This window comes from Ramlibacter cellulosilyticus (genome assembly GCF_014297465.1).
GTDB classification, from domain to species: domain Bacteria; phylum Pseudomonadota; class Gammaproteobacteria; order Burkholderiales; family Burkholderiaceae_C; genus Ramlibacter; species Ramlibacter cellulosilyticus.
In genome coordinates this window covers 508,718-528,402 of sequence record NZ_JACORT010000001.1, presented here as the reverse complement: position 1 = coordinate 528,402, position 19,685 = coordinate 508,718, and the positions used below count along the sequence as shown (strand labels likewise).

18 protein-coding genes are annotated in these 19,685 nt (G+C 70.7%); 14 read left to right on the top strand and 4 right to left on the bottom strand.

Annotated elements, in window-relative coordinates:
* Positions 1 to 2: 2 nt before the first annotated feature.
* Positions 3 to 1,091 (bottom strand): iron-sulfur cluster carrier protein ApbC, encoded by a 1,089-nt coding sequence (apbC, locus tag H8N03_RS02565; RefSeq protein WP_187074550.1) that lies wholly within the window; start codon positions 1,089 to 1,091, stop codon positions 3 to 5.
* 72 nt (positions 1,092 to 1,163) lie between these two features.
* On the opposite strand from apbC, the gene metG reads away from it, so the two are divergent.
* Entirely contained in the window at positions 1,164 to 3,242 is a 2,079-nt protein-coding gene (gene metG / locus H8N03_RS02560) for a methionine--tRNA ligase (protein ID WP_187074549.1), read from the top strand.
* Here metG and H8N03_RS02555 read toward each other — a convergent pair.
* Entirely contained in the window at positions 3,199 to 4,128 is a 930-nt protein-coding gene (locus H8N03_RS02555; RefSeq protein ID WP_187074548.1) for a LysR substrate-binding domain-containing protein, read from the bottom strand. The two genes, metG and H8N03_RS02555, sit on opposite strands and share 44 nt — an antisense overlap.
* A 104-nt stretch (positions 4,129 to 4,232) precedes the next feature.
* On the opposite strand from H8N03_RS02555, the gene H8N03_RS02550 reads away from it, so the two are divergent.
* The 13 genes from H8N03_RS02550 (at position 4,233) to H8N03_RS02490 (ending at position 17,517) form a co-directional block, all read left to right on the top strand.
* Positions 4,233 to 5,213 (top strand): tripartite tricarboxylate transporter substrate binding protein BugE, encoded by a 981-nt coding sequence (locus tag H8N03_RS02550; protein WP_187074547.1) that lies wholly within the window; start codon positions 4,233 to 4,235, stop codon positions 5,211 to 5,213.
* The gene (locus H8N03_RS02545) at positions 5,213 to 6,058 is read left to right on the top strand and encodes an N-formylglutamate amidohydrolase (protein ID WP_187074546.1); all 846 of its coding nucleotides are present in this window, start codon (positions 5,213 to 5,215) and stop codon (positions 6,056 to 6,058) included. Before H8N03_RS02550 ends, H8N03_RS02545 begins: the two co-directional genes overlap by 1 nt.
* 24 nt (positions 6,059 to 6,082) lie before the next feature.
* Positions 6,083 to 6,298, top strand: a complete 216-nt coding sequence (locus H8N03_RS02540) for a hypothetical protein (RefSeq protein WP_187074545.1) — start codon at positions 6,083 to 6,085, stop codon at positions 6,296 to 6,298.
* 34 nt (positions 6,299 to 6,332) lie between these two features.
* Positions 6,333 to 7,085, top strand: coding sequence for a YoaK family protein (locus tag H8N03_RS02535; protein WP_187074544.1), 753 nt, complete (start codon positions 6,333 to 6,335; stop codon positions 7,083 to 7,085).
* 48 nt (positions 7,086 to 7,133) lie between these two features.
* On the top strand, positions 7,134 to 8,810 hold the full coding sequence (locus tag H8N03_RS02530) for a SulP family inorganic anion transporter (protein ID WP_255428014.1): 1,677 nt from the start codon (positions 7,134 to 7,136) through the stop codon (positions 8,808 to 8,810).
* 51 nt (positions 8,811 to 8,861) lie between these two features.
* Positions 8,862 to 10,118, top strand: a complete 1,257-nt coding sequence (locus H8N03_RS02525; RefSeq protein ID WP_187074543.1) for an efflux RND transporter periplasmic adaptor subunit — start codon at positions 8,862 to 8,864, stop codon at positions 10,116 to 10,118.
* 2 nt (positions 10,119 to 10,120) lie between these two features.
* The gene (locus tag H8N03_RS02520) at positions 10,121 to 11,377 is read left to right on the top strand and encodes an ABC transporter permease (protein ID WP_187074542.1); all 1,257 of its coding nucleotides are present in this window, start codon (positions 10,121 to 10,123) and stop codon (positions 11,375 to 11,377) included.
* Positions 11,378 to 11,382: 5 nt separating this feature from the next.
* On the top strand, positions 11,383 to 12,093 hold the full coding sequence (locus H8N03_RS02515) for an ABC transporter ATP-binding protein (protein WP_187075190.1): 711 nt from the start codon (positions 11,383 to 11,385) through the stop codon (positions 12,091 to 12,093).
* A gap of 9 nt (positions 12,094 to 12,102) precedes the next feature.
* Positions 12,103 to 12,330: a DUF3460 family protein gene (locus H8N03_RS02510; RefSeq protein WP_187074541.1), complete on the top strand. Its 228-nt coding sequence runs from the start codon at positions 12,103 to 12,105 to the stop codon at positions 12,328 to 12,330.
* 8 nt (positions 12,331 to 12,338) lie between these two features.
* Positions 12,339 to 13,199 carry a segregation and condensation protein A gene (locus tag H8N03_RS02505; RefSeq protein WP_187074540.1) on the top strand — a complete coding sequence of 287 codons (861 nt, stop codon included), beginning with the start codon at positions 12,339 to 12,341 and terminating at the stop codon, positions 13,197 to 13,199.
* Positions 13,200 to 13,218: 19 nt separating this feature from the next.
* On the top strand, positions 13,219 to 14,799 hold the full coding sequence (gene nadB / locus H8N03_RS02500) for an L-aspartate oxidase (RefSeq protein ID WP_187074539.1): 1,581 nt from the start codon (positions 13,219 to 13,221) through the stop codon (positions 14,797 to 14,799).
* A 112-nt stretch (positions 14,800 to 14,911) separates the two neighbouring features.
* Positions 14,912 to 15,631, top strand: a complete 720-nt coding sequence (locus H8N03_RS02495; RefSeq protein ID WP_187074538.1) for a hypothetical protein — start codon at positions 14,912 to 14,914, stop codon at positions 15,629 to 15,631.
* A 104-nt stretch (positions 15,632 to 15,735) separates the two neighbouring features.
* Positions 15,736 to 17,517, top strand: coding sequence for a WD40 repeat domain-containing protein (locus H8N03_RS02490; RefSeq protein WP_187074537.1), 1,782 nt, complete (start codon positions 15,736 to 15,738; stop codon positions 17,515 to 17,517).
* A gap of 185 nt (positions 17,518 to 17,702) precedes the next feature.
* Here the strand turns inward: H8N03_RS02490 and nadA are convergent, their stop codons facing one another.
* Both nadA and nadC read right to left on the bottom strand, forming a co-directional pair.
* Positions 17,703 to 18,821, bottom strand: a complete 1,119-nt coding sequence (gene nadA / locus H8N03_RS02485) for a quinolinate synthase NadA (protein WP_187074536.1) — start codon at positions 18,819 to 18,821, stop codon at positions 17,703 to 17,705.
* Positions 18,818 to 19,684: a carboxylating nicotinate-nucleotide diphosphorylase gene (gene nadC, locus H8N03_RS02480; RefSeq protein ID WP_187074535.1), complete on the bottom strand. Its 867-nt coding sequence runs from the start codon at positions 19,682 to 19,684 to the stop codon at positions 18,818 to 18,820. The genes nadA and nadC overlap by 4 nt, the downstream gene beginning before the upstream one ends.
* Between the last annotated feature and the right edge of the window lies 1 nt (position 19,685).

Sequence of the window (19,685 nt, the reverse complement as noted above, 5' to 3'; positions counted from 1 at the left end):
CCTCAGGTGTTCTTCGAGACGGTGATCGTCGGGAACTTCGCGGAGAAGTCCTTCGCCTTGGAGGCGATCTTGATCGCCACCTGGCGCGCGACGCTCCTGTAGATCTTCGCGGCCTCGCTGTCGGGGTCCGCCACGACCGTCGGCTTGCCGCTGTCGGCCTGCTCGCGGATGTGCAGCGCCAGGGGCAGCGCGCCCAGGTAGTCGATGCCCTTCTCCTGCGCGTAGCGCTTGCCGCCACCCTCGCCGAAGATGTGCTCGGCGTGGCCGCAGTTGCTGCACACGTGCACGGCCATGTTCTCCACGATGCCGAGGATGGGCACGCCCACCTTCTCGAACATGGTGACGGCCTTGCGCGCGTCGATCAGCGCGATGTCCTGCGGCGTCGTGACGATCACGGCACCCGTCATCGGCACGCGCTGCGACAGCGTGAGCTGGATGTCGCCGGTGCCCGGGGGCATGTCGACGATCAGGTAGTCGAGCTCCTGCCAGTTCGTCTGGCGCAGGAGCTGCTCCAGCGCCTGCGTGGCCATGGGGCCGCGCCAGATCATGGCTTCGTCCTGGTTCACGAGGAAGCCGATGGACATGACCTGCACGCCGTGGTTTTCCAGCGGCTCCATGGTCTGGCCATCCTCGCTCTCGGGCCGGCGGTCGATCCCCAGCATCATGGGCTGGCTCGGGCCGTAGATGTCGGCGTCCAGGATGCCCACGCGCGCGCCTTCGGCCGCGAGCGCCAGCGCCAGGTTGGCCGCCGTGGTGCTCTTGCCCACGCCGCCCTTGCCGGACGCGACCGCGATGATGTTCTTGACGTTGGGCATCAGCTGCACGCCGCGCTGCACGGCGTGGGCGAGGACCCGGGTGGTGATGTTCACCGACACGTTGTCCACGCCCGGCGCGCCTTTCGCCGCGGCGACCAGCGCCTTGCGCAGCTCCGGCACCTGGCTCTTCGCCGGGTAGCCCAGCTCCACCTCGAAGGAGACGTCGCCGCCTTCGACCTGCACGTTCTTCACGGCCCTGGTGGAAACGAAATCCTTGCCCGTGTTCGGGTCCTTGACGCCTGCGAGTGCCGCGAGCAGCTGTTCCTGGGTGGCCATGTCTCTCTTTCCTGCTTCCCTGCAAGTGTACCCACCGCCGATAAAATGCCCGGTTCCCCCCGGAATCAACCCATGCCCCAGCGCAAGCTCTTCGTCACCACCGCCCTGCCCTACGCCAACGGCAAGTTCCACATCGGCCACATCATGGAATACATCCAGGCCGACATCTGGGTGCGCCACCAGCGCATGGCGGGGAACATGGTGCACTTCGTGGGCGCGGACGACGCGCACGGCGCGCCGATCATGATCGCCGCGGAGAAGGCGGGCAAGACGCCGGAGCAGTTCGTGGCCGAGATCGCCGCGGGCCGCAAGGAATACCTGGACGGCTTCCACATCCGCTTCGACAACTGGCACTCGACGCACAGCCCGGAGAACACCCAGCTGGCGCAGCAGATCTACCGCGACCTCAAGGCCAACGGCCTGATCGCCAGCAAGACCATCGAGCAGTTCTTCGACCCGGAAAAGCAGATGTTCCTGCCGGACCGGTTCATCAAGGGCGAGTGCCCGAACTGCCACGCGAAGGACCAGTACGGCGACAACTGCGAGGTATGCAGCAAGGTCTATTCGCCCACCGACCTGATCAACCCCTACTCGGCGCTGTCCGGCGCCAAGCCGGTGCTGAGGACGTCCGAGCACTTCTTCTTCAAGCTGTCGGATCCGCGCAGCATGGAGTTCCTGAAGAAGTGGACCGCGAGCGGCACCGTGCAGCCCGAGGTGCTGAACAAGATCAGCGAGTGGCTGGTGCCCGGCGAGGACGGCCAGACGGCGCTGGGCGACTGGGACATCAGCCGCGACGCGCCCTACTTCGGCATCGAGATCCCGGATGCGCCGGGCAAGTACTTCTACGTCTGGCTGGACGCGCCGGTGGGCTACCTCGCGTCGCTGAAGAACTACTTCGACAAGGGCGGCGCGAAGGCGGCCGGCGAGACCCGCTCGTACGAGGAGTTCATCGCCGACCCCGCGACGGAGCAGTACCACTTCATCGGCAAGGACATCATCACCTTCCACACGCTGTTCTGGCCGGCGATGCTGTATTTCAGCGGCCGCAAGACGCCCAACGCGATCTTCGTGCACGGCTTCCTCACCGTGAACAACGGCGAGAAGATGAGCAAGAGCCGCGGCACCGGGCTCGACCCGCTCAAGTACCTGTCGCTCGGCATGAACCCCGAGTGGCTGCGCTACTACCTCGCCGCCAAGCTCAATGGCCGCAACGAGGACGTCGACTTCAACCCCGAGGACTTCATGGCCCGGGTCAACAGCGACCTGGTGGGCAAGTACGTCAACATCGCCAGCCGCGCCGTCAAGTTCGTGCCGGGCGGCAAGCTGGTGGCGGGCCAGCCCCTCGCGGCAGTCGATCCGCAGGCCCTGCTGCGGACGGTGCAAGGGCTGTACGAGTCGCGCGACTACGCCAAGGCGCTGCGCGAGGTCATGGCCGTCGCCGACCAGGTGAACACGGCCTTCGACGCCGCCGCGCCCTGGAAGCTGGCCAAGGAAGGCAAGGGCGACGAAGCCGCGGCGGTCGGCAGCTGGTGCCTGCAGATGTTCCGCGTGCTGACCGCGTGCCTGCGACCCATCCTGCCGGCGCTCGCCGCGCAGGCGGAAGCCTTCCTGCAGTGCGAGCCGCTGGACTGGACCAACGCCGCGCAGCCGCTGCCTGCGGGGCACCAGGTGGGCGACTACAAGCACCTGATGCAGCGCGTGGATGCGAAGCAGCTGGATGCGCTGTTCGAGCCGCCGGCGGACCAGCCCTCACCCCAGCCCTCTCCCGCAAGCGGGAGAGGGAGTGAACCGGGGGGCGAATCCATCGCCCCCAGCATCACGATCGACGACTTCACGAAGATCGACCTGCGCATCGCGAAGATCGTCGAGTGCAAGCCGGTGGAAGGCTCCACCAAGCTGCTGCAGCTCACGCTCGACGTGGGCGAGGGCCGCATGCGCAACGTGTTCTCCGGCATCGCCTCGGCGTACAAGCCCGAGGACCTGGTCGGCAAGCTGACGGTGATGGTCGCCAACCTCGCCCCGCGCAAGATGAAGTTCGGCGTGAGCGAAGGCATGGTGCTCGCCGCGAGCCACGCGGACGAGAAGCAGAAGGCCGGGATCTACGTGCTCAACCCGTGGCCCGGCGCCGAGCCGGGGATGCGGGTTCGCTGAGCGCGGCCTGCGCCGCCACCCACGCCGAGAACTGCTCCACCGCGGGATGCGCGCCCAGCGCGCGCCGGCGGCACAGGTAGTAGCCGCGGCCCGTGGAGGCGGTGCCCGGCACGGGCATCACGAGGCGGCCGGAAGCGAGGTCCGCCTCCACCATGCACTTCTGCACCACCGCCACGCCCATGCCGCTGCGCGCCGCCTCGATCAGGTTGATCACCAGGTCGAACCCGCTGCCCTCCCAGCCGGCGGGCAGCTTCGCGCCCACGGCTTCGGCCCACAGCGACCAGTTCTCCGGGTACATCGAGTGCACCAGCAGCGGCTGCGCGAGCAGGTCGCGGGCGCTGCGGATGCGGCGCGCCACCGCGGGACTGCACACCGCCACGATCTCGCGCCCGACGAGGTAGTCCGCCGCGACCTGCCGCGGCCACTGCTGCCGCGGCTTCTGCTTCAGGGCGATCCAGAGGTCGACGTCCTCGCGCAGGAAATCGTCGTCGCGCCGGTAGGGGCGGAATTCGAGTGCGATGCCCGGGTGCCGTGCATGGAAGTCTTCCAGGCGCGGCATCAGCCACAGGTTGCCGAGGCTGGTCACCACCGAGAGGCGCAGCCGCATGCGATCGGAACGGCGGCGCAATTGCACGGCGGCCTCCTCCAGCGCCGCCACCGGCTTCTCCACGCGCCGGCGCAGCTCGCGCCCCGCCGCGGTCAGCTCCACGCCGCTGCCCGAGCGCGCGAGCACGTCGACGCCCAGTTCCTGCTCCAGCCGGGCGACCGCGCGGCTCACCGCCGCCTGCGTGACGAACAATTCGTCGGCGGCCTTGCGGAAACTGCCCGTGCGGGCGACGGCGAGAAAGGCGTGCAGCTCCACGAGGGAGGGACTGCGGATCGGCATGGGGCGATTACAGCATGTCATCACCCCCGGCGAAAAAGTCGTTGGACCGCCGCGCCGGGGACCCCTAGCCTCGCGGGCGAGAACGAACCCCAGGAACACCTCCCATGAAGACCCGCCATTTCCTACAGGCCGCGGTTGCGGCCGCCGCCCTCCTCGCGCTCGGCGCCTCCGCGCAGCAGCCCTTCCCCAGCCAGCCGATCAAGCTGGTGGTGCCTTTCGCCCCGGGCGGCTCCACCGACATCGCCGCGCGCCTGCTGGCCGAGTTCGGCAGCCGCGAGCTGGGCCAGCCCATCGTCGTCGACAACAAGGCCGGCGCGGGCGGCTCCATCGGCATGGAGTTCGTTGCCAAGAGCAAGGCGGACGGCTACACGCTGGGCATGGCGACCGTCAGCACGCACGGCGCCAACTCCGCGGTGTACGGCAGCAAGCTGAAGTACGACCCGGTGAAGGACTTCGCGCCCGTCACCAACGTCGCCACGACGCCCAGCGTGTTCGCGGTGAACCCGAACAAGGTCTCCGCCAAGGACATGAAGGAATTCCTCGCGCAGGCGAAGGCCAGCCCCAACAAGTACAGCTTCGGCACGCCCGGCACCGGTTCCCTGGGCCACGCGAACATCGCGCACTTCATGGCGCTGGCGCACATCGAGCTGCTGCACGTGCCGTACAAGGGCGCGGGCCAGGCGATGAACGACGCGCTGGCCGGCCAGGTGGACGCCATCACCGACAACCTGCCTTCCGCGCTGCCGCACATCAAGGGTGGCAAGCTGCGCGCGCTGGCGGTGCTGTCCGAGAAGCGCTCGCCCGCGCTGCCCGACGTGCCGACCTACGGCGAACTGGGCTTCCCCCAGATGGGCGGCGGCGGCTGGTTCGGCGTGGTGGCGCCCGCGGGCACGCCGCCGGAAGTGGTGGCGAAGCTGAATGCCGCCTTCCACAAGGCGATGAAGAACCCCGAGTTCCAGAAGAAGATCGACGAGCTCGGCGCCACGCTGATCCCCGGCACCCCGGCGGAGTTCGGCCAGCAGATCCAGCAGGCCATCGCGCGCTACCAGAAGGTCGCGCAGATGGCCAACATCAAGGCGGAGTGATGGCGCCTTTCACGCTGCTGCGCCCGCAGGGCGCGGCGGTGCCGCTGGTGTGCGACTCCCCGCACAGCGGCACCTTCTACCCCGACGACTACGCCCACGCGGTGCCGCGCGAGCTGCTGCGCCGCGGCGAGGACACGCACGTGGAGGCGCTGTGGGAAGCCGTGCCGCGCCACGGCGGCACGCTGCTGCACGCGCACTTCCCGCGCACCTACATCGACGCGAACCGCACGCTGGAGGACCTGGACCCGGACCTGCTCGCCGAACCCTGGCCCGAGCCCCTGGCGCCCAGCGAGAAGAGCCGCCTCGGCTACGGCCTGGTGTGGCGCAACATCCGCGCCGGCGTGCCGATCTACGACCGGCCGCTGACGGTCGCCGAAGTGCGCCACCGCATCGATGCCTGGTACCTCCCGTACCACGCCGCCCTGTCCGAGGCGATCGAGGAGACCGCGCAGCGCTTCGGCGCCGTGTGGCACCTGAACCTGCACTCGATGCCCAACGACGCCTACCAGCGCCTGCAGATCGTCAGCGACAGGCCGCTGGCGGACTTCGTGCTGGGCGACCGCGACGGCACGACCTGCGAACCCGCCTTCGTGGACCTCGTGGACCGCGAGCTGCGCGCGCGCGGCTACACCGTGGCGCGCAACGACCCGTACAAGGGCGTGCAGCTGATCGCGCGCATCGGCCAGCCCGCGCGGCGCCGCCACAGCCTGCAGGTGGAGATCCGCCGTCCCCTCTACATGGACGAGGCGACGCGCGAGCGCAACGAGGGCTTCGCCCTGCTGCAGGAAGATCTCACGGCGGTCACGCGGACCCTCGCCGCCTATGTAAAGGACCAGGTCCGCTGAGCTTGCGAAGGTAAGCTGGCGGGCATGCAGTACCCCGTCCGCGCCGCCCTCCTCGCCCTCGTCGTTGCGACCTGCAGCGGGTGCACCGTCATCACCATCGGCGCGGCCGCCGCGTCCGTGGCGGTGACCGCGGGATCGCTGGCGGTGGATGCGGCGGTGGGCGCGGCCAAGGTCACCGGTGCCGTCGCCGGCGCGGCGGTGGACGCCGTGCTGCCCTCGGGCGAAGCCGCCGGGCAGTGAGCCCCGCGCGGGGCCTGGGTTAAGCTCCGCCACGATGTTTCCCTTCATCCGCGGCTGGGCGGACGTCGACCGCACGACGCAGGCCAACGTCCGGCTCGGTGCCTTCCTCGCCTTCGTGGCCGGCGCGACCAACGCAGGCGGCTTCCTCGCCGTCGGCCAGTACACCTCCCACATGACCGGCCTGGTGTCCTCGATGGCGGACAACCTGGTGCTGGGGCAGTTCGCTCCGGTCGCCGCAGCGGCCGCAGCCATCCTCGCCTTCGTCCTCGGTGCGATGACCACGGCCATCCTCGTCAACTGGGGGCTGCGCCGCCGCCTGCACAGCGCCTACGGCCTGCCGCTGTTCCTGGAAGCCGTGGCCCTGCTGCTGTTCGGCGTGGCCGGCGCCTCCATCGGCGGCTTCGCGGCGCTGTTCCTGCCGCTCACCGTGCTGCTCCTCTGCTACATCATGGGCCTGCAGAACGCCGTGATCACCAAGATCTCGCGCGCCGAGATCCGCACGACGCACGTCACCGGCCTGGTCACCGACATCGGCATCGAGCTGGGCAAGCTCCTGTACGTCAACCCGCGCGAACCCGGGCGCGACCCGGTGCTCGCCAACCGCCGCAAGCTCCGCATCCACGGCCTGCTGGTGGCCTGCTTCTTCACGGGCGGCCTGGCGGGCGCCTGGGGGTTCAAGCACGTGGGCTTCGCGAGCACCGTGCCGCTCGCGATCGGCCTGTGGCTGCTCGCGCTGCGTCCGTTCCTGCGGGATGTCCGGCAGCGCCTGGTCGCATCCGGCCACTGAGCCGGCGTTGCCGCGGGCCCACAAGGGCCTCGCCGCGCCGCTGCGCCGATGGAAGAATACAGCGCGATGGCCTTCGTGCCGCTCGCCCCCTTCCGCCCCCGCCTGCTGGATGCCCTGCGCGGGTACGACCGTGCCCGCGCGGGGCGCGACCTCGGCGCCGGGCTGACGGTCGGCATCGTCGCCCTCCCCCTGGCCATGGCCTTCGCGATCGCCTCCGGGCTCAAGCCGGAGGCCGGGCTGTGGACCGCGATCATCGCGGGCGCGCTGATCGCCGCCCTCGGCGGCTCCCACGTGCAGATCGGCGGGCCCGCCGGCGCCTTCATCGTGATCGTGTACGGGATCATCGAGCGCTACGGCGTCGCGAACCTGCTGATCGCGACCGCCTGCGCCGGCGTGCTGCTGTTCCTCCTCGGGCTGCTGCGCCTCGGGCGCCTGGTGCGCTACGTGCCCCTCAGCATCGTCGTGGGCTTCACCAACGGCATCGCGGTGCTGATCGCCGCCTCGCAGCTGCGGGACTGGCTCGGGCTGGACGTGGGCAAGCTGCCGGCCGATTTCTTCGCGCAGCTGCGGCTCCTGGGGTCCCATCTCGACACCTTCAACCCGTCCGCGTTCGCGCTGGGGCTCGCCTGCCTGCTCGGCCTGTTCGTGTGGCCGCGCCTCTGGAGCGTGCGGCTGGCCGAGCGCCTGCCGGTGGACCTGCCCGGCGTACGCGAAGCCAGCGAGGTCGGCGCCCGCATCCCCGGCCCGATCGTGGCGCTGGCCACGCTGACCTTCGTCGCCTGGTACTTCCAGCTGCCGGTGGAGACCATCGGCAGCCGTTTCGGCGCCATCCCGCGCGGGGTGCCGGCCTTCACGCTGCCGGACTTCAGCTGGGAGACGGTCAAGCTCCTGGTCACGCCCACGGTCACCATCGCGCTGCTGGGGGCGATCGAGTCGCTGCTGTGCGCGCGCGTCGCCGACCAGCTGTCCAACCTGCCGCGGCACGACCCGAACCAGGAGCTGATGGCCCAGGGCGTCGCGAACTTCGTCGTGCCCTTCTTCGGCGGGATGCCGGCCACGGGCACGATCGCCCGCACGGTGACCAACATCCGGGCCGGGGCGACCTCCCCCATCGCCGGCCTCGTGCACGCGGTGACGGTCGCCGTGGTGGTGCTGGCCGCCGCGCCGCTCGCGCAGCTGGTGCCGCTCTCGGTGCTGGCCGGCATCCTCTTCTTCGTCGCCTGGAACATGGGCGAGTGGCGCGAGTTCGCGCACCTGCGGCGCTACAGCGCGGACTACCGCATCAAGATGCTGGGCACCTTCGTGCTGACGGTCGTCTTCGACCTGACGGTGGCCGTCCAGGTCGGCCTGCTCGCCGCCTGCATCCTGTTCATCCAGAAGATGGGCTCCCTCTTCAGCGTCGAGCGCATCCCGGGCGACAGCGGAGAGCTGCGCTACCGGCTCTACGGCTCGCTGTTCTTCGGCGCCACGGCCAAGGTCGATCCCATCGTGGAAGCCGTGGAAAGCGGGCCGGCGGGCACGCCGGTCGTGCTCGACGCGCTGCAGATGGTGCACCTGGACACCTCCGGCCTGGACGCGCTGCGGCAGCTGCACAAGGTGGTGCTGCTGCGCGGCGGCACCCTGCGCATGGAGAACCTCCAGCCCCAGCCGCGGGAGGTGCTGGTGCAGGCGGGTTTCCTGGGGGAACTCGCCCGGCACGAGGCCTCCGAAGAGGTGCCGGCCTAGCTTGACGTGGGTCAACCGGCGGGGAGCATGCGGCGCGCATGCTTTGGCCGTATGGCTGGATCGAGCCGCTGGAAGGACTGGCTGCATGGCGCCCGCAAGCACGCGGCGTGGCTGCTCGCGGCCGTGCTGGTGCTGGCGGTCGCGGCGCTCGCCGCGCCCCGGATGCTCCGGGGCCCGAAGGTGGCGGTGCTGCAGGTGGTGCAACGCGATTTCGTGCAGACGGTCGTGGCGAGCGGCCGGGTGGAAACCCCGCACCGCGCGGACGTGGGCGTCCAGGTCACGGGCACGGTCGTCGCCGTGCCGGTGGCCCAGGGACAGACGGTGCCCGCCGGCGCCCTGCTGATCGAGCTGGAATCCACGGAGGCACGGGCCGCCGTGTCCCAGGCGGAACTGGCCGTGAAGCAGGCGGCGGCGCGCGTGCGCCAGGTCCGCGAAGTCGACGCCCCCAATGCGGAACAGGCCGTGCGCCAGGCGCAGGCGAACCACGAGGTCGCCGAGCGGACCCTGAAACGCAACCGCGAGCTGATCGCCAGGGAGTTCATCGGCCAGGCGGCGCTGGACGACTCCGAACGTGCCGCCAGCGTGGCGCAGTCCATCCTGCGCACCGCGCAGCAGCAGCTCGCGAGCGCGCGGCCCGGCGGCAGCAACGCCGTCTCGGCCGACGCGGCGCTCGCCCAGGCCCGCGCCGCCGCGGAAGCCGCGCGGGCCCGGCTGCGCTACACGCGCGTGCTGGCGCCCGCGGCCGGCACGCTCATCGCCCGCAACGTGGAGCGGGGCGACGTGGTGCAGCCCGGGAAGCCGCTCATGGTCCTGTCCCCCAGCGGCGCCGCGCAGCTGGTGGTGCAGATCGACGAGAAGAACCTGAAGCTGCTGGCGGTCGGGCAGGACGCGCTGGCTTCCGCCGATGCGTACGCCGACCAGCGCTTCGCTGCGAAGCTCGCCTACATCAATCCCGGCATCGACGCGCAGCGCGGCTCCGTGGAGGTCAAGCTCGACGTGCCGCAGCCGCCCGACTACCTGCGGCAGGACATGACCGTTTCCGTGGACATCGAGGTCGCCCGGCGCCCCGCCGCGGTCCTCGTGCCGACGGAGGCCGTGCGCGGGATCGACTCGCCCGCGCCGTGGCTGCTGAAGGTGGAGGACGGCCATGCGCGCCGGCAGCCCGTGAAGCTGGGCCTGCGCTCGCGCGGCTGGTGCGAGGTGCTGTCGGGCGCCTCCGCCGGCGACGCGGTGCTGCCCGCCACCGGCCCGGCCGCCCTGCAGGTCGCCGAAGGCGCCCGCGTGCGGGCGATCGTCCCGCAGCGCTAGCCATGGAGAGCGCCGAGCCGCCGGCTGTCCGCCGCGCCTTCCCGTCCTGGCTGCCCTTCGAGTGGATCGTGGCCGTGCGCTTCCTGCGCGAAGGGCGCATGCAGACCGCCTTCATCCTCGTGGGCGTGGCGGTCGGCGTCGGCGTGATCATCTTCATGTCGGCCCTGCTGGCCGGCCTGCAGGGCAACTTCGTGCGGCGGGTGCTCACGGGGCAGCCCCACATCCAGCTGCTGCCCGCCAGGGAGACGGCGCGCCCCTTGCGCGACGGGCCGGCGGTGGGCGTGGTGCTGCAGCCGCCGCTGCAGCGCCTCAAGGGCATCGACCAGTGGCAGGGCGTCGTGGAAACGCTGCAGGAGATGCCCGAGGTGGTGCACGTCTCGCCCGCGTTGAACGGCTCGGTGCTGGCCGTGCGCGGCGACGCGAGCCGCGCCGTCAGCGTGACCGGCATGGACCCGCAGCAGTACTACCGCATCGTGTCGCTGCCGGAGAAGATCGTGCGGGGGACCGCGCAGATCCAGGCCACGGACATGCTGGTCGGCACGGAACTCGCCAGCGACCTCGGCGTGGGCGTCGGCGACAAGCTGCGCATCTCGGCGGCCAACGGGAGCGACGCGGTCCTGACGGTCGCCGGGATCTTCGACCTGGGCAACAAGGGCGCCAACCAGCGCAACACCTTCGTGGCGCTGCGCACCGCGCAGAGCCTGCTCGGCCTGCCCGGCGGGGTGACGGTGCTGGACGTCACGGTGCACGACGTCTATGCGGCGGAGCGGGTGGCGCAGCGCATCACCGCCCGCACCGGGGTGGAGGCGGACAGCTGGATCAAGACCAACGAACAGTTCTTCACCGCCGTCAGCGCGCAGACGACGGCCAACACCGCGATCCGCGGCTTCGTCGCGCTGTCCGTGGCGCTCGGCATCGCCAGCGTCCTGGTGGTGTCCGTGGTGCAGCGCTCGCGCGAGATCGGCATCCTGCGCGCCATGGGCATCTCGCGCGCCCAGATCCTGCGGGTGTTCCTGCTGCAGGGCGGGCTGCTCGGTTTCGGCGGCGCGCTGGCCGGCTCGGTGATGGGCGCGCTGTCGCTGGTGGTCTGGCAGCAGGTCGCCCGCAACCCGGACGGCACCCCCTTGTTCCCGCTGGAACTCGACCCGCGCCTCTTCGGCGTGGCCCTGGCCGTGGCGGCCCTGACGGGCCTGCTCGCGGCCTTCGCGCCGGCCCTGCGCGCCGCGCGGCTGGACCCGGCCGTGGCGATCCGCGGATGAGCCCGATGGAAGACACGCCCGTCGTCCGGCTGCGGGGCATCCGCAAGTCCTTCAACGTCGGGGAACCGAACGAAACCGAGGTGCTGCACGGCGTCGACCTGGTGGTGCGCCGCGGGGAGTTCGTCGCCGTGATGGGCCCGTCGGGCTCCGGCAAGAGCACCCTCCTGAACATCGTGGGCCTGCTGGACCGGCCCACCGCCGGCAGCCTGGAGATCACGGGCCGGGAGACCACCGGCCTGGACGAGGCGGAGCTCACCCGCCTGCGGGGCCACACGATCGGCTTCGTCTTCCAGTACCACCACCTGATCAACGCCTTCAGCGCGGTGGAGAACGTGATGATGCCGATGCTTGGCGCCGGCGGCGTCGGCCGCGAGGACATGGCCCGGCGTGCATCGGACCTCATCGCCCGGGTCGGCCTGGCCCCCTGGGCCGACCAGCCGGCCGGGCGCCTCTCCGGGGGGCAGCAGCAGCGGGTGGCGGTCGCGCGCGGGCTGGCCATGGAGCCGGCGCTGCTGCTGGCGGACGAGCCGACGGGCAACCTGGACACCAAGAGCGCCGACGTCGTCTTCGAGTTGCTGCGCACCGTCAGCCGCGAACAGGGCACCAGCGTCCTCTTCGTCACCCACAACCCGGAACTCGCCCGGCGCTGCGACCGCATCGTGCAGGTCGTGGACGGCCGGATCGCGCCGGAAGCCCCCCATCCGTCCGCCCGGTAAAATCGCCCCATGTCCTTCCTGCAACGCATCTTCCGCCGCCCCGACTACCGCTCCGACGTCACGCAGTTCATCGAGCAGCTGAAGACGGAGAAGCCCGAGCTCGAGGCGCAGCAGCGCGCCGGCCGTGCCCTCTGGTGGGACAAGCACCTGGACCGCGACGCGCTGGCCGAGTGGAAGGATGCCCGGGTCCCGCAGAAGCCGTACGTGTACGGCGACGACCCGCGCCGGCCGCGCTGAAGCCCCCGATGGACAGCGGCGACACCGTCCTGCCCGAGCTGCCGGAGCCCCCGGCGCCCGAGGAGACCGGCCTGCCCGAGGTGGTGGACCAGGTCGCGCTCGCCCGCCTCTACGGCGAGCCGCTGTTCGCCCTGCCGCAGGACCTGTACATCCCGCCGGACGCGCTGGAGATCTTCCTCGAGGCCTTCGAAGGCCCCCTGGACCTGCTGCTGTACCTGATCCGCAAGCAGAACTTCAACATCCTCGACATCCCGATGGCGGCGGTGACCCGCCAGTACCTCGTGTACGTCGACGAGATCCGCGTGCGCAACCTGGAGCTGGCCGCGGAGTACCTGCTGATGGCGGCGATGCTCATCGAGATCAAGTCGCGCATGCTGCTGCCGCCCAAGAAGACGGCGGAGGGCGAGGAAGCCGAGGACCCGCGCGCCGAACTGGTCCGCCGCCTGCTGGAGTACGAGCAGATGAAGGCCGCGGCCTTCCGCCTGAACGAGATGCCGCAGGTCGGCCGCGACGTGCTGCGTGCGCAGGTCTACATCGAGCAGTCGCTGCAGCCGCGCTTTCCCGACGTGGACATCGTCGACCTGCAGGAAGCCTGGCGCGACATCCTGCGCCGGGCCAGGCTGGTGCAGCACCACAAGATCACGCGCGAGGAGCTCTCCGTGCGGGAGCACATGTCCATGGTGCTCAAGAAGCTGCAGGGCCGCAAGTTCGTCGAGTTCGAGAACCTGTTCGACGTGACCCGGGGCGTCCCGGTGCTGATCGTCACCTTCATCGCCATGCTCGAACTGGCCAAGGAAACGCTCATCGAGCTGACCCAGGCCGAAGCCTACGCGCCGATCTACGTCCGCCTCGCGTACCAACCCGCATAACAAGAACGGGAGCCCTGCCTTGAGCCAGGCCCAACCTCGGGACTTCGACGTCCTCATCGTCGGCAGCGGCCTCGCCGGCCTGTCCGCCGCCCTGCACCTCGCGCCGACGCACCGCGTCGCCATCCTCACCAAGCGCGTCATGAGCGACGGCTCCAGCGGCTGGGCGCAAGGCGGCATCGCCGCCGTCACGGACCCGAGCGACAGCTTCGATGCGCACGTCAACGACACGTTCATCGCCGGCGCCGGCCTGTCCGACCCGGCCGCCACGCGCTTCGTCGTGGAGCACGCGCCCGAAAGCGTGGCCTGGCTGCAGCAGCTGGGCGTGCCCTTCTCCGAGGAAGACGGCCACCTGCACCTCACGCGCGAAGGCGGCCACAGCGCGCGCCGCATCGTGCACGTGACCGACGCCACCGGCGCCGCCGTGCAGCAGACGCTGATCCAGCGCGTGAAGCACACGCCCAACATCACCGTCCTCGAGCACCACATGCTCGTGGACCTGATCACCTCCGCCAAGCTGGGGCTGGAGGGCGCCAACCGCTGCCTGGGCCTGTACGCGCTGGACGAAGCGACCGACGAGATCGTCACCTTCCGCGCGCCGCACACCATCCTGGCCACCGGGGGCGCGGGCAAGGTCTACCTGTACACGACCAATCCGGACACGGCCACGGGCGACGGCATCGCCGCCGCCTGGCGCGCGGGCTGCCGGGTGACGAACATGGAGTTCATCCAGTTCCACCCGACCTGCCTGTACCACCCGCACGTCAAGAACTTCCTGATCTCCGAAGCCGTGCGCGGCGAAGGCGGCCGCCTGCTGCTGCCGGACGGCACGCGCTTCATGCCGGCGCACGACGAGCGCCTGGAACTGGCGCCGCGCGACGTCGTGGCCCGCGCGATCGACTTCGAGATGAAGAAGCACGGCCTCGACTGCGTGCACCTGGACATCTCGCACCAGCCGCCCGAGTTCATCAAGGAACACTTCCCGAACATCCACGCGCGCTGCCTGGAGCTGGGCATCGACATCACGCGCCAGCCGATCCCGGTGGTGCCCGCCGCCCACTACACCTGCGGCGGCATCCACACGGACCTTTCCGGCCGCACCGACCTGGCTGGCCTGCACGCCATCGGCGAGACGGCGTACACGGGCCTGCACGGCGCCAACCGCCTCGCGAGCAACTCGCTCGTGGAGTGCATGGTGTTCGCCCGTTCCGCCTCGCAGGACATCCTGGCCACGCCGCTGCCGCTGCCGCCTTCGGTGCCGGCCTGGGACGACAGCCGCGTCACCGACGCGGACGAACTGGTGGTGATCTCGCACAACTGGGACGAGCTGCGCCGCTTCATGTGGGACTACGTGGGCATCGTGCGCACCAACAAGCGCCTGGACCGCGCCGCCCACCGCGTCACGCTGCTGCAGCAGGAGATCCAGGAGTTCTACAGCGCCTTCCACGTCACGCGCGACCTGCTGGAACTGCGCAACCTGGTGACGGTGGCGGACCTGATCGTGAAGTCGGCGCAGTCGCGGCACGAGAGCCGCGGCCTGCATTTCAGCCGCGACTATCCGCGGATGGCGCCGGTGGCGGTGCCGACCATCCTGCAGCCCTGAGCGCCGGTCGCCGGAACCTCCTTTTTTGCAACGGCCGGCTGGCCGCCCGGGAGCGCCGTTGCTATAACGGACCCACAGGCGGCACGGAGTCGGGTGCCGCGAGGGGATTCCGATGCGCCGCACCCTGCTTGCCTTGCTCTTCGCCGCCGTGGCTGCCGCCCCCGGCGCGCGGGCGATGGATTTCCACCGGGTCGGCGACATCCTCGTGATGTCCGGTCCGGTCGACGGCAACGACCTCGTGCGCCTGCGCGACGCGCTGGCCGGCCCCGGCCGCCCTGCCCTCGTGCTGCTGCACGACAGCCCCGGCGGCGACCTCTGGAACGGCTACCAGGTCGGCAACCGCATCCGCGACGAAGGGCTGCCCACGGCGGTGGCCGGCAAGTGCGAGTCCGCCTGCGGCCTCATCTTCCTGAGCGGCTCCGAACGTTTCTTCAGCGACGGCCGCCCGATCGCGCAGACCATGGTGGGCCTGCACGGCGCGCACTCGATCGACACGCGGCAGCCGCTGCCGGAGCTGGGCCCGCGCATGGCCTACGTGATCCGCACCATGACGGCGAGCAAGTACCCCGCGGACCTGCTGCAGCGCACGGTCTACCCGCGCAACGCGGAGGACATGGTCTACGCCTTCCATCCGGGCCGCTACCCGGCGACGGCGGCCGCGCGCGGCGTGGTCGAATGCCTGAAGCAGCCGGACGTGAGCTTCCAGTGCAGCATGCTCGACGGCCTGGACGCGCTGGGCATCGGCATCATCACGAGCCCGGAGCTGCTGCAGCTGCCCGCGGAAGTCAAGGCACTGCTGCAATCGCTGGAGAAGGGCGCAACGAGTCCGTGAAGCCGCACGCGGCGCGGCTGTCCATCCGCCGGACGGCGCGCGGCGGCGACGCGCCTCAGCCGTGACAATCGCGGCGGGACGAAGCAACAAGAACGAGGACGGGGATGCGGAAGATCTGGGAATCGGCCGGCGCGATGCGCGCGCTGGCCGGGGGGCTGCTGGTGCTGGCGCTGGCAGGCATTGCGGCGACTTTCCACGCCAACGGCCGCTGGGTCGCGATCCAGGGCCCTGTCACGCTGCAGGCGATCGACGCGGACACGCTGTGGCTGGGGGTCGACGAGGACCTCTGGATCATGGACAGCCTGGGCCACCGCAACGGCGTGCGCACCGCGCGCGAGCTCGGCTTCACCGCTGCCGTGAGCAACATGGCGATGGCTCCCGGCAACCAGGTGCTGCTCGCGAGCCGCTTCGACCGCGACTGGCAGCTGGTGGACCGCCGCACCTTTGCCCGCGTGCGCACCATCCGGCCGCAGTGGCCGGACGACATCGCGAAGCTGCCGCTCCACGCCGTGCACCTGGCCGTTTCGCCGGAAGGCGACATCGCCGCGTCCACGGGCGGCGGCCACACCGTGGTGCTGTTCGACAGCGAAGGGCGCCTGCTCGCGCGCACGCCGCCGGACACCTACCGCTTCACCAACGGCCTGTGGTGGTCGCCGCAAGGCTGGTGGACCACGGACACCAACCGCTTCGCGCTGCGCCTGCTGGATGCGCGCACGCTGGCGGTGAAGGTGAACGTGCAGCTGCGCCGCGCGCCGCCGGACACCCCGTTCCTTGGCGAGGCGATAGCCTCGCAAGGCGGTCCGCAGGTCGGCGGCACGGACCTGCCGCTGGCCACCGTCACGCGCCTCGGCACGCTGATGGAACCCGGGCACGTGGTCGACGTCTTCCCGGACGGCTCGCAGGCGATGTTCAACCTCGACACCATCCCGCAACTGCGCGACGTGGCCTGGTTCAACAAGCAGCTGCTGCTGGTGGACGGCCACACCTTCGAGGTGCGCCGCTTCGATGCCGACCGCAACGAGATCGAGCCGTTCGGCGACGTGCAGGTGCGCGCCGCCTTCCGCAAGCTGCGGGAGGACCGTGCCTTCTGGAAGGGGGTCGCGTCGCGCCAGGCCTTCGCCCTCTCCGCCGTGCTGCTCGTGCTGGGCCTGCTCGCCTACGCGCGGCACCGCCAGCTCGCCGGCGGGCCCGAAGTGGAGGAAGCGCTGAACGAGCCCGCCATCGCGTGGCTGCGGTCGCCGGCGGAATTCGAGCGCGTGAAGCTGGAGTCGGAAGTGCCGCGCGAAGCCGTCTACCTGCCGGGACGGCGCCCGCGGTGGCTGCTCGTGACCAACCGGCGCATCCTGCTGTTCGCCGGTGCAGCGAAGGAGCGCCGGCTGCAGAGCGAGTGGCCGCGGCGTTCCGTGGTGTTCGCAGGCTCGCCCGGGCAGATGGCCGGGCACCGGCCCTGGTGGCAGCAGCTCCTGCAGCCGGCGAACCTGGTGCTCACGTTCACCACCGGCACCACGCTGTACCTGCGCTGCGCCAGCGGGAACACCGCGCGCCGCGTCGCCCAACTGCTGATGTCGTCGCCGGCGCTGCCGGACGACTTCGGCAACACGGTCGAGATCGCGCTGGCGCCGCGCCGCCCCTGGCAGGCGGTGCTCGCATCCTTCCTGGTGCCCGGCTCCGGCCAGTGGCTGCAGGGCCGCTTCGCGATCGGCACGGTGCTGTTCACCGCGGCGCTGCTGCTGTGCATCTACGGGTGGGCGCCGGTCGTGTGGGCGCTGCACGGGCCGAAGATGGAGGTGTCGCGCCACGCCATCGCGCAGGCGTTCGTCGCCTGGCTGCTGGTGCCGCTGGTGGCGAGCAGCGAGGCGTGGCGGTTCGGGATCGGGAGGCGGTAGGGAAGCTGGGGTTCGCTGGCGCGAAACCCAGCCTACGGGGCTACGGCGGGCGCGGTGGCGCGTGAACGGTCGTAGGCTGGGTTGCGCGAAGCGCACCCCAGCGATCACCTGGCGCGAAACCCAGCCTAGGGGCTGGCGCGGCGCGTAGGCTGGGTTGCGCGAAGCGCACCCCAGCGATCACCGCCTCAAGCCGCGCCGATGTTCGGCACCAGCGCCCCCGCCGGCTGCCCCGCCTTCAGGGCCGCCGTGAAGGCCAGCATCCGGTCGATCGGCACGCGCGCGCGCTCGCCGAGCGCCGGGTCGACGAAGACTTCGTTCGCGCCCGTCTCCAGCACGTGCGCCAGCCCCGCCAGGCCGTTCATCGCCATCCACGGGCAATGCGCGCAGCTCTTGCACGTGGCGCTGTTGCCCGCCGTCGGCGCCTCGATGAACACCTTGCCGGGGTTGAGCGTGCGCAGCTTGTGCATCATCCCGTTGTCGGTGGCGACGATGAACTCCCTGGCGTCCATCTCCCGCGCCGCCTTCAGGATGGCGGAGGTCGATCCCACCGCATCGGCGAGCGCCACCACGTCGGCGGGCGACTCGGGGTGCACCAGCACCTTCGCGTCCGGGTACTGCTTCTTCAGGTCCTCCAGCTCGAAGGCCTTGAACTCGTCGTGCACGATGCACGAGCCGTTCCAGAACACCATGTCGGCGCCGGTCTCGCGCTGGATGTAGCTGCCCAGGTGCTTGTCCGGGGCCCACAGGATCTTGTGGCCCTTGGCCTTGAGGGCGCCCACGATGTCGAGGGCGCAGCTGGAAGTCACCAGCCAGTCCGAACGCGCCTTCACCGCGGCGCTCGTGTTCGCGTACACCACCACCGTGCGGTCCGGGTGCTGGCGGCAGAACGCGTCGAACTCGTCTTCCGGGCAGCCGAGGTCCAGCGAGCAGGTCGCGTCCAGGTCGGGCATCAGCACGCGCTTTTCCGGCGACAGGATCTTCGCCGTCTCGCCCATGAACTTCACGCCGGACACGACGAGCGTCTGCGCCGCGTGGTCGCGCCCGAAGCGCGCCATCTCCAGCGAGTCGCTGACGATGCCGCCCGTTTCCTCGGCGAGGTCCTGCAGGTCCGGGTGCACGTAGTAGTGCGAGACCATGACCGCGTTGCGTTCCTTCAGCAGCCGCTTGATCTTGTCCTTCAGCGCCGTGCGCTCCGCCGGCGAGGGCTCCACCGGCACGCGCGCCCACGCGTACTTCGTGTCGCACGCATTGCCCGGCAGCGGGTGTTCGTATTCGACTTCCTTGAGGGGGATCACGGCACTCATCCGATTTCCTTGAGACGCATGGAGAAGTCCGTGGCTTTCACGTCCTTCGTCAGGGTTCCGATGGAGATGCGGTCGACGCCGGTTTCCGCAAGCTCGCGCAGGCGCTCGAAGGTGACGCCGCCGGAGATCTCCAGGATGGCGCGGCCGGCGTTGATGCGCACGGCCTCGCGCAGCGTGGGCAGGTCCATGTTGTCCAGGAGGACCATCTTCGCGCCGGCATCCAGCGCCTCCCGCAGCTGCTCCAGCGTCTCGACCTCGATCTCGACGAACACCGCGCGCGCCGCGACACGCTGCGCCGCCTGCAGCACCGCGGTCACGCCCCCGGCCGCCGCGATGTGGTTTTCCTTGATCAGCACCGCGTCGTAGAGCCCGATGCGGTGGTTGGTGCCGCCACCGGCCTTCACCGCGTACTTCTGCGCGAGGCGCAGCCCCGGCAGCGTCTTGCGGGTGTCCACGATCTGCGCGCGCGTGCCGCGCACCGCGTCCACGTAGCTCGCCGTCTTGGTGGCGACCGCGCTCAGCAGCTGCAGGAAGTTGAGCATCGTCCGCTCGGCCGTGAGCAGGCCGCGCGCGCTGCCTTCCACCTCCAGCACGACCTGGTCGGCGGCGCAGCGCTCGCCCTCGCCCACCAGCCAGCGGATGCGCGCATCGGGGTCCACCTGGCGCAAGGCCGACTCGGCCCAGGGCGCGCCGCAGATCACCGCGGCCTCGCGGGCCAGGACCCGCGCCTGCGCGCGGCGGGCAGGGTCCACCAGGGCGGCCGTCAGGTCGCCGTCGCCGACGTCTTCGGCGAGCGCGCGGGCGGCGTCGTCGCGCGCGAGCCGCGCGATGGCGGCAGGAGAGAAATCGAACACGGAACGCATG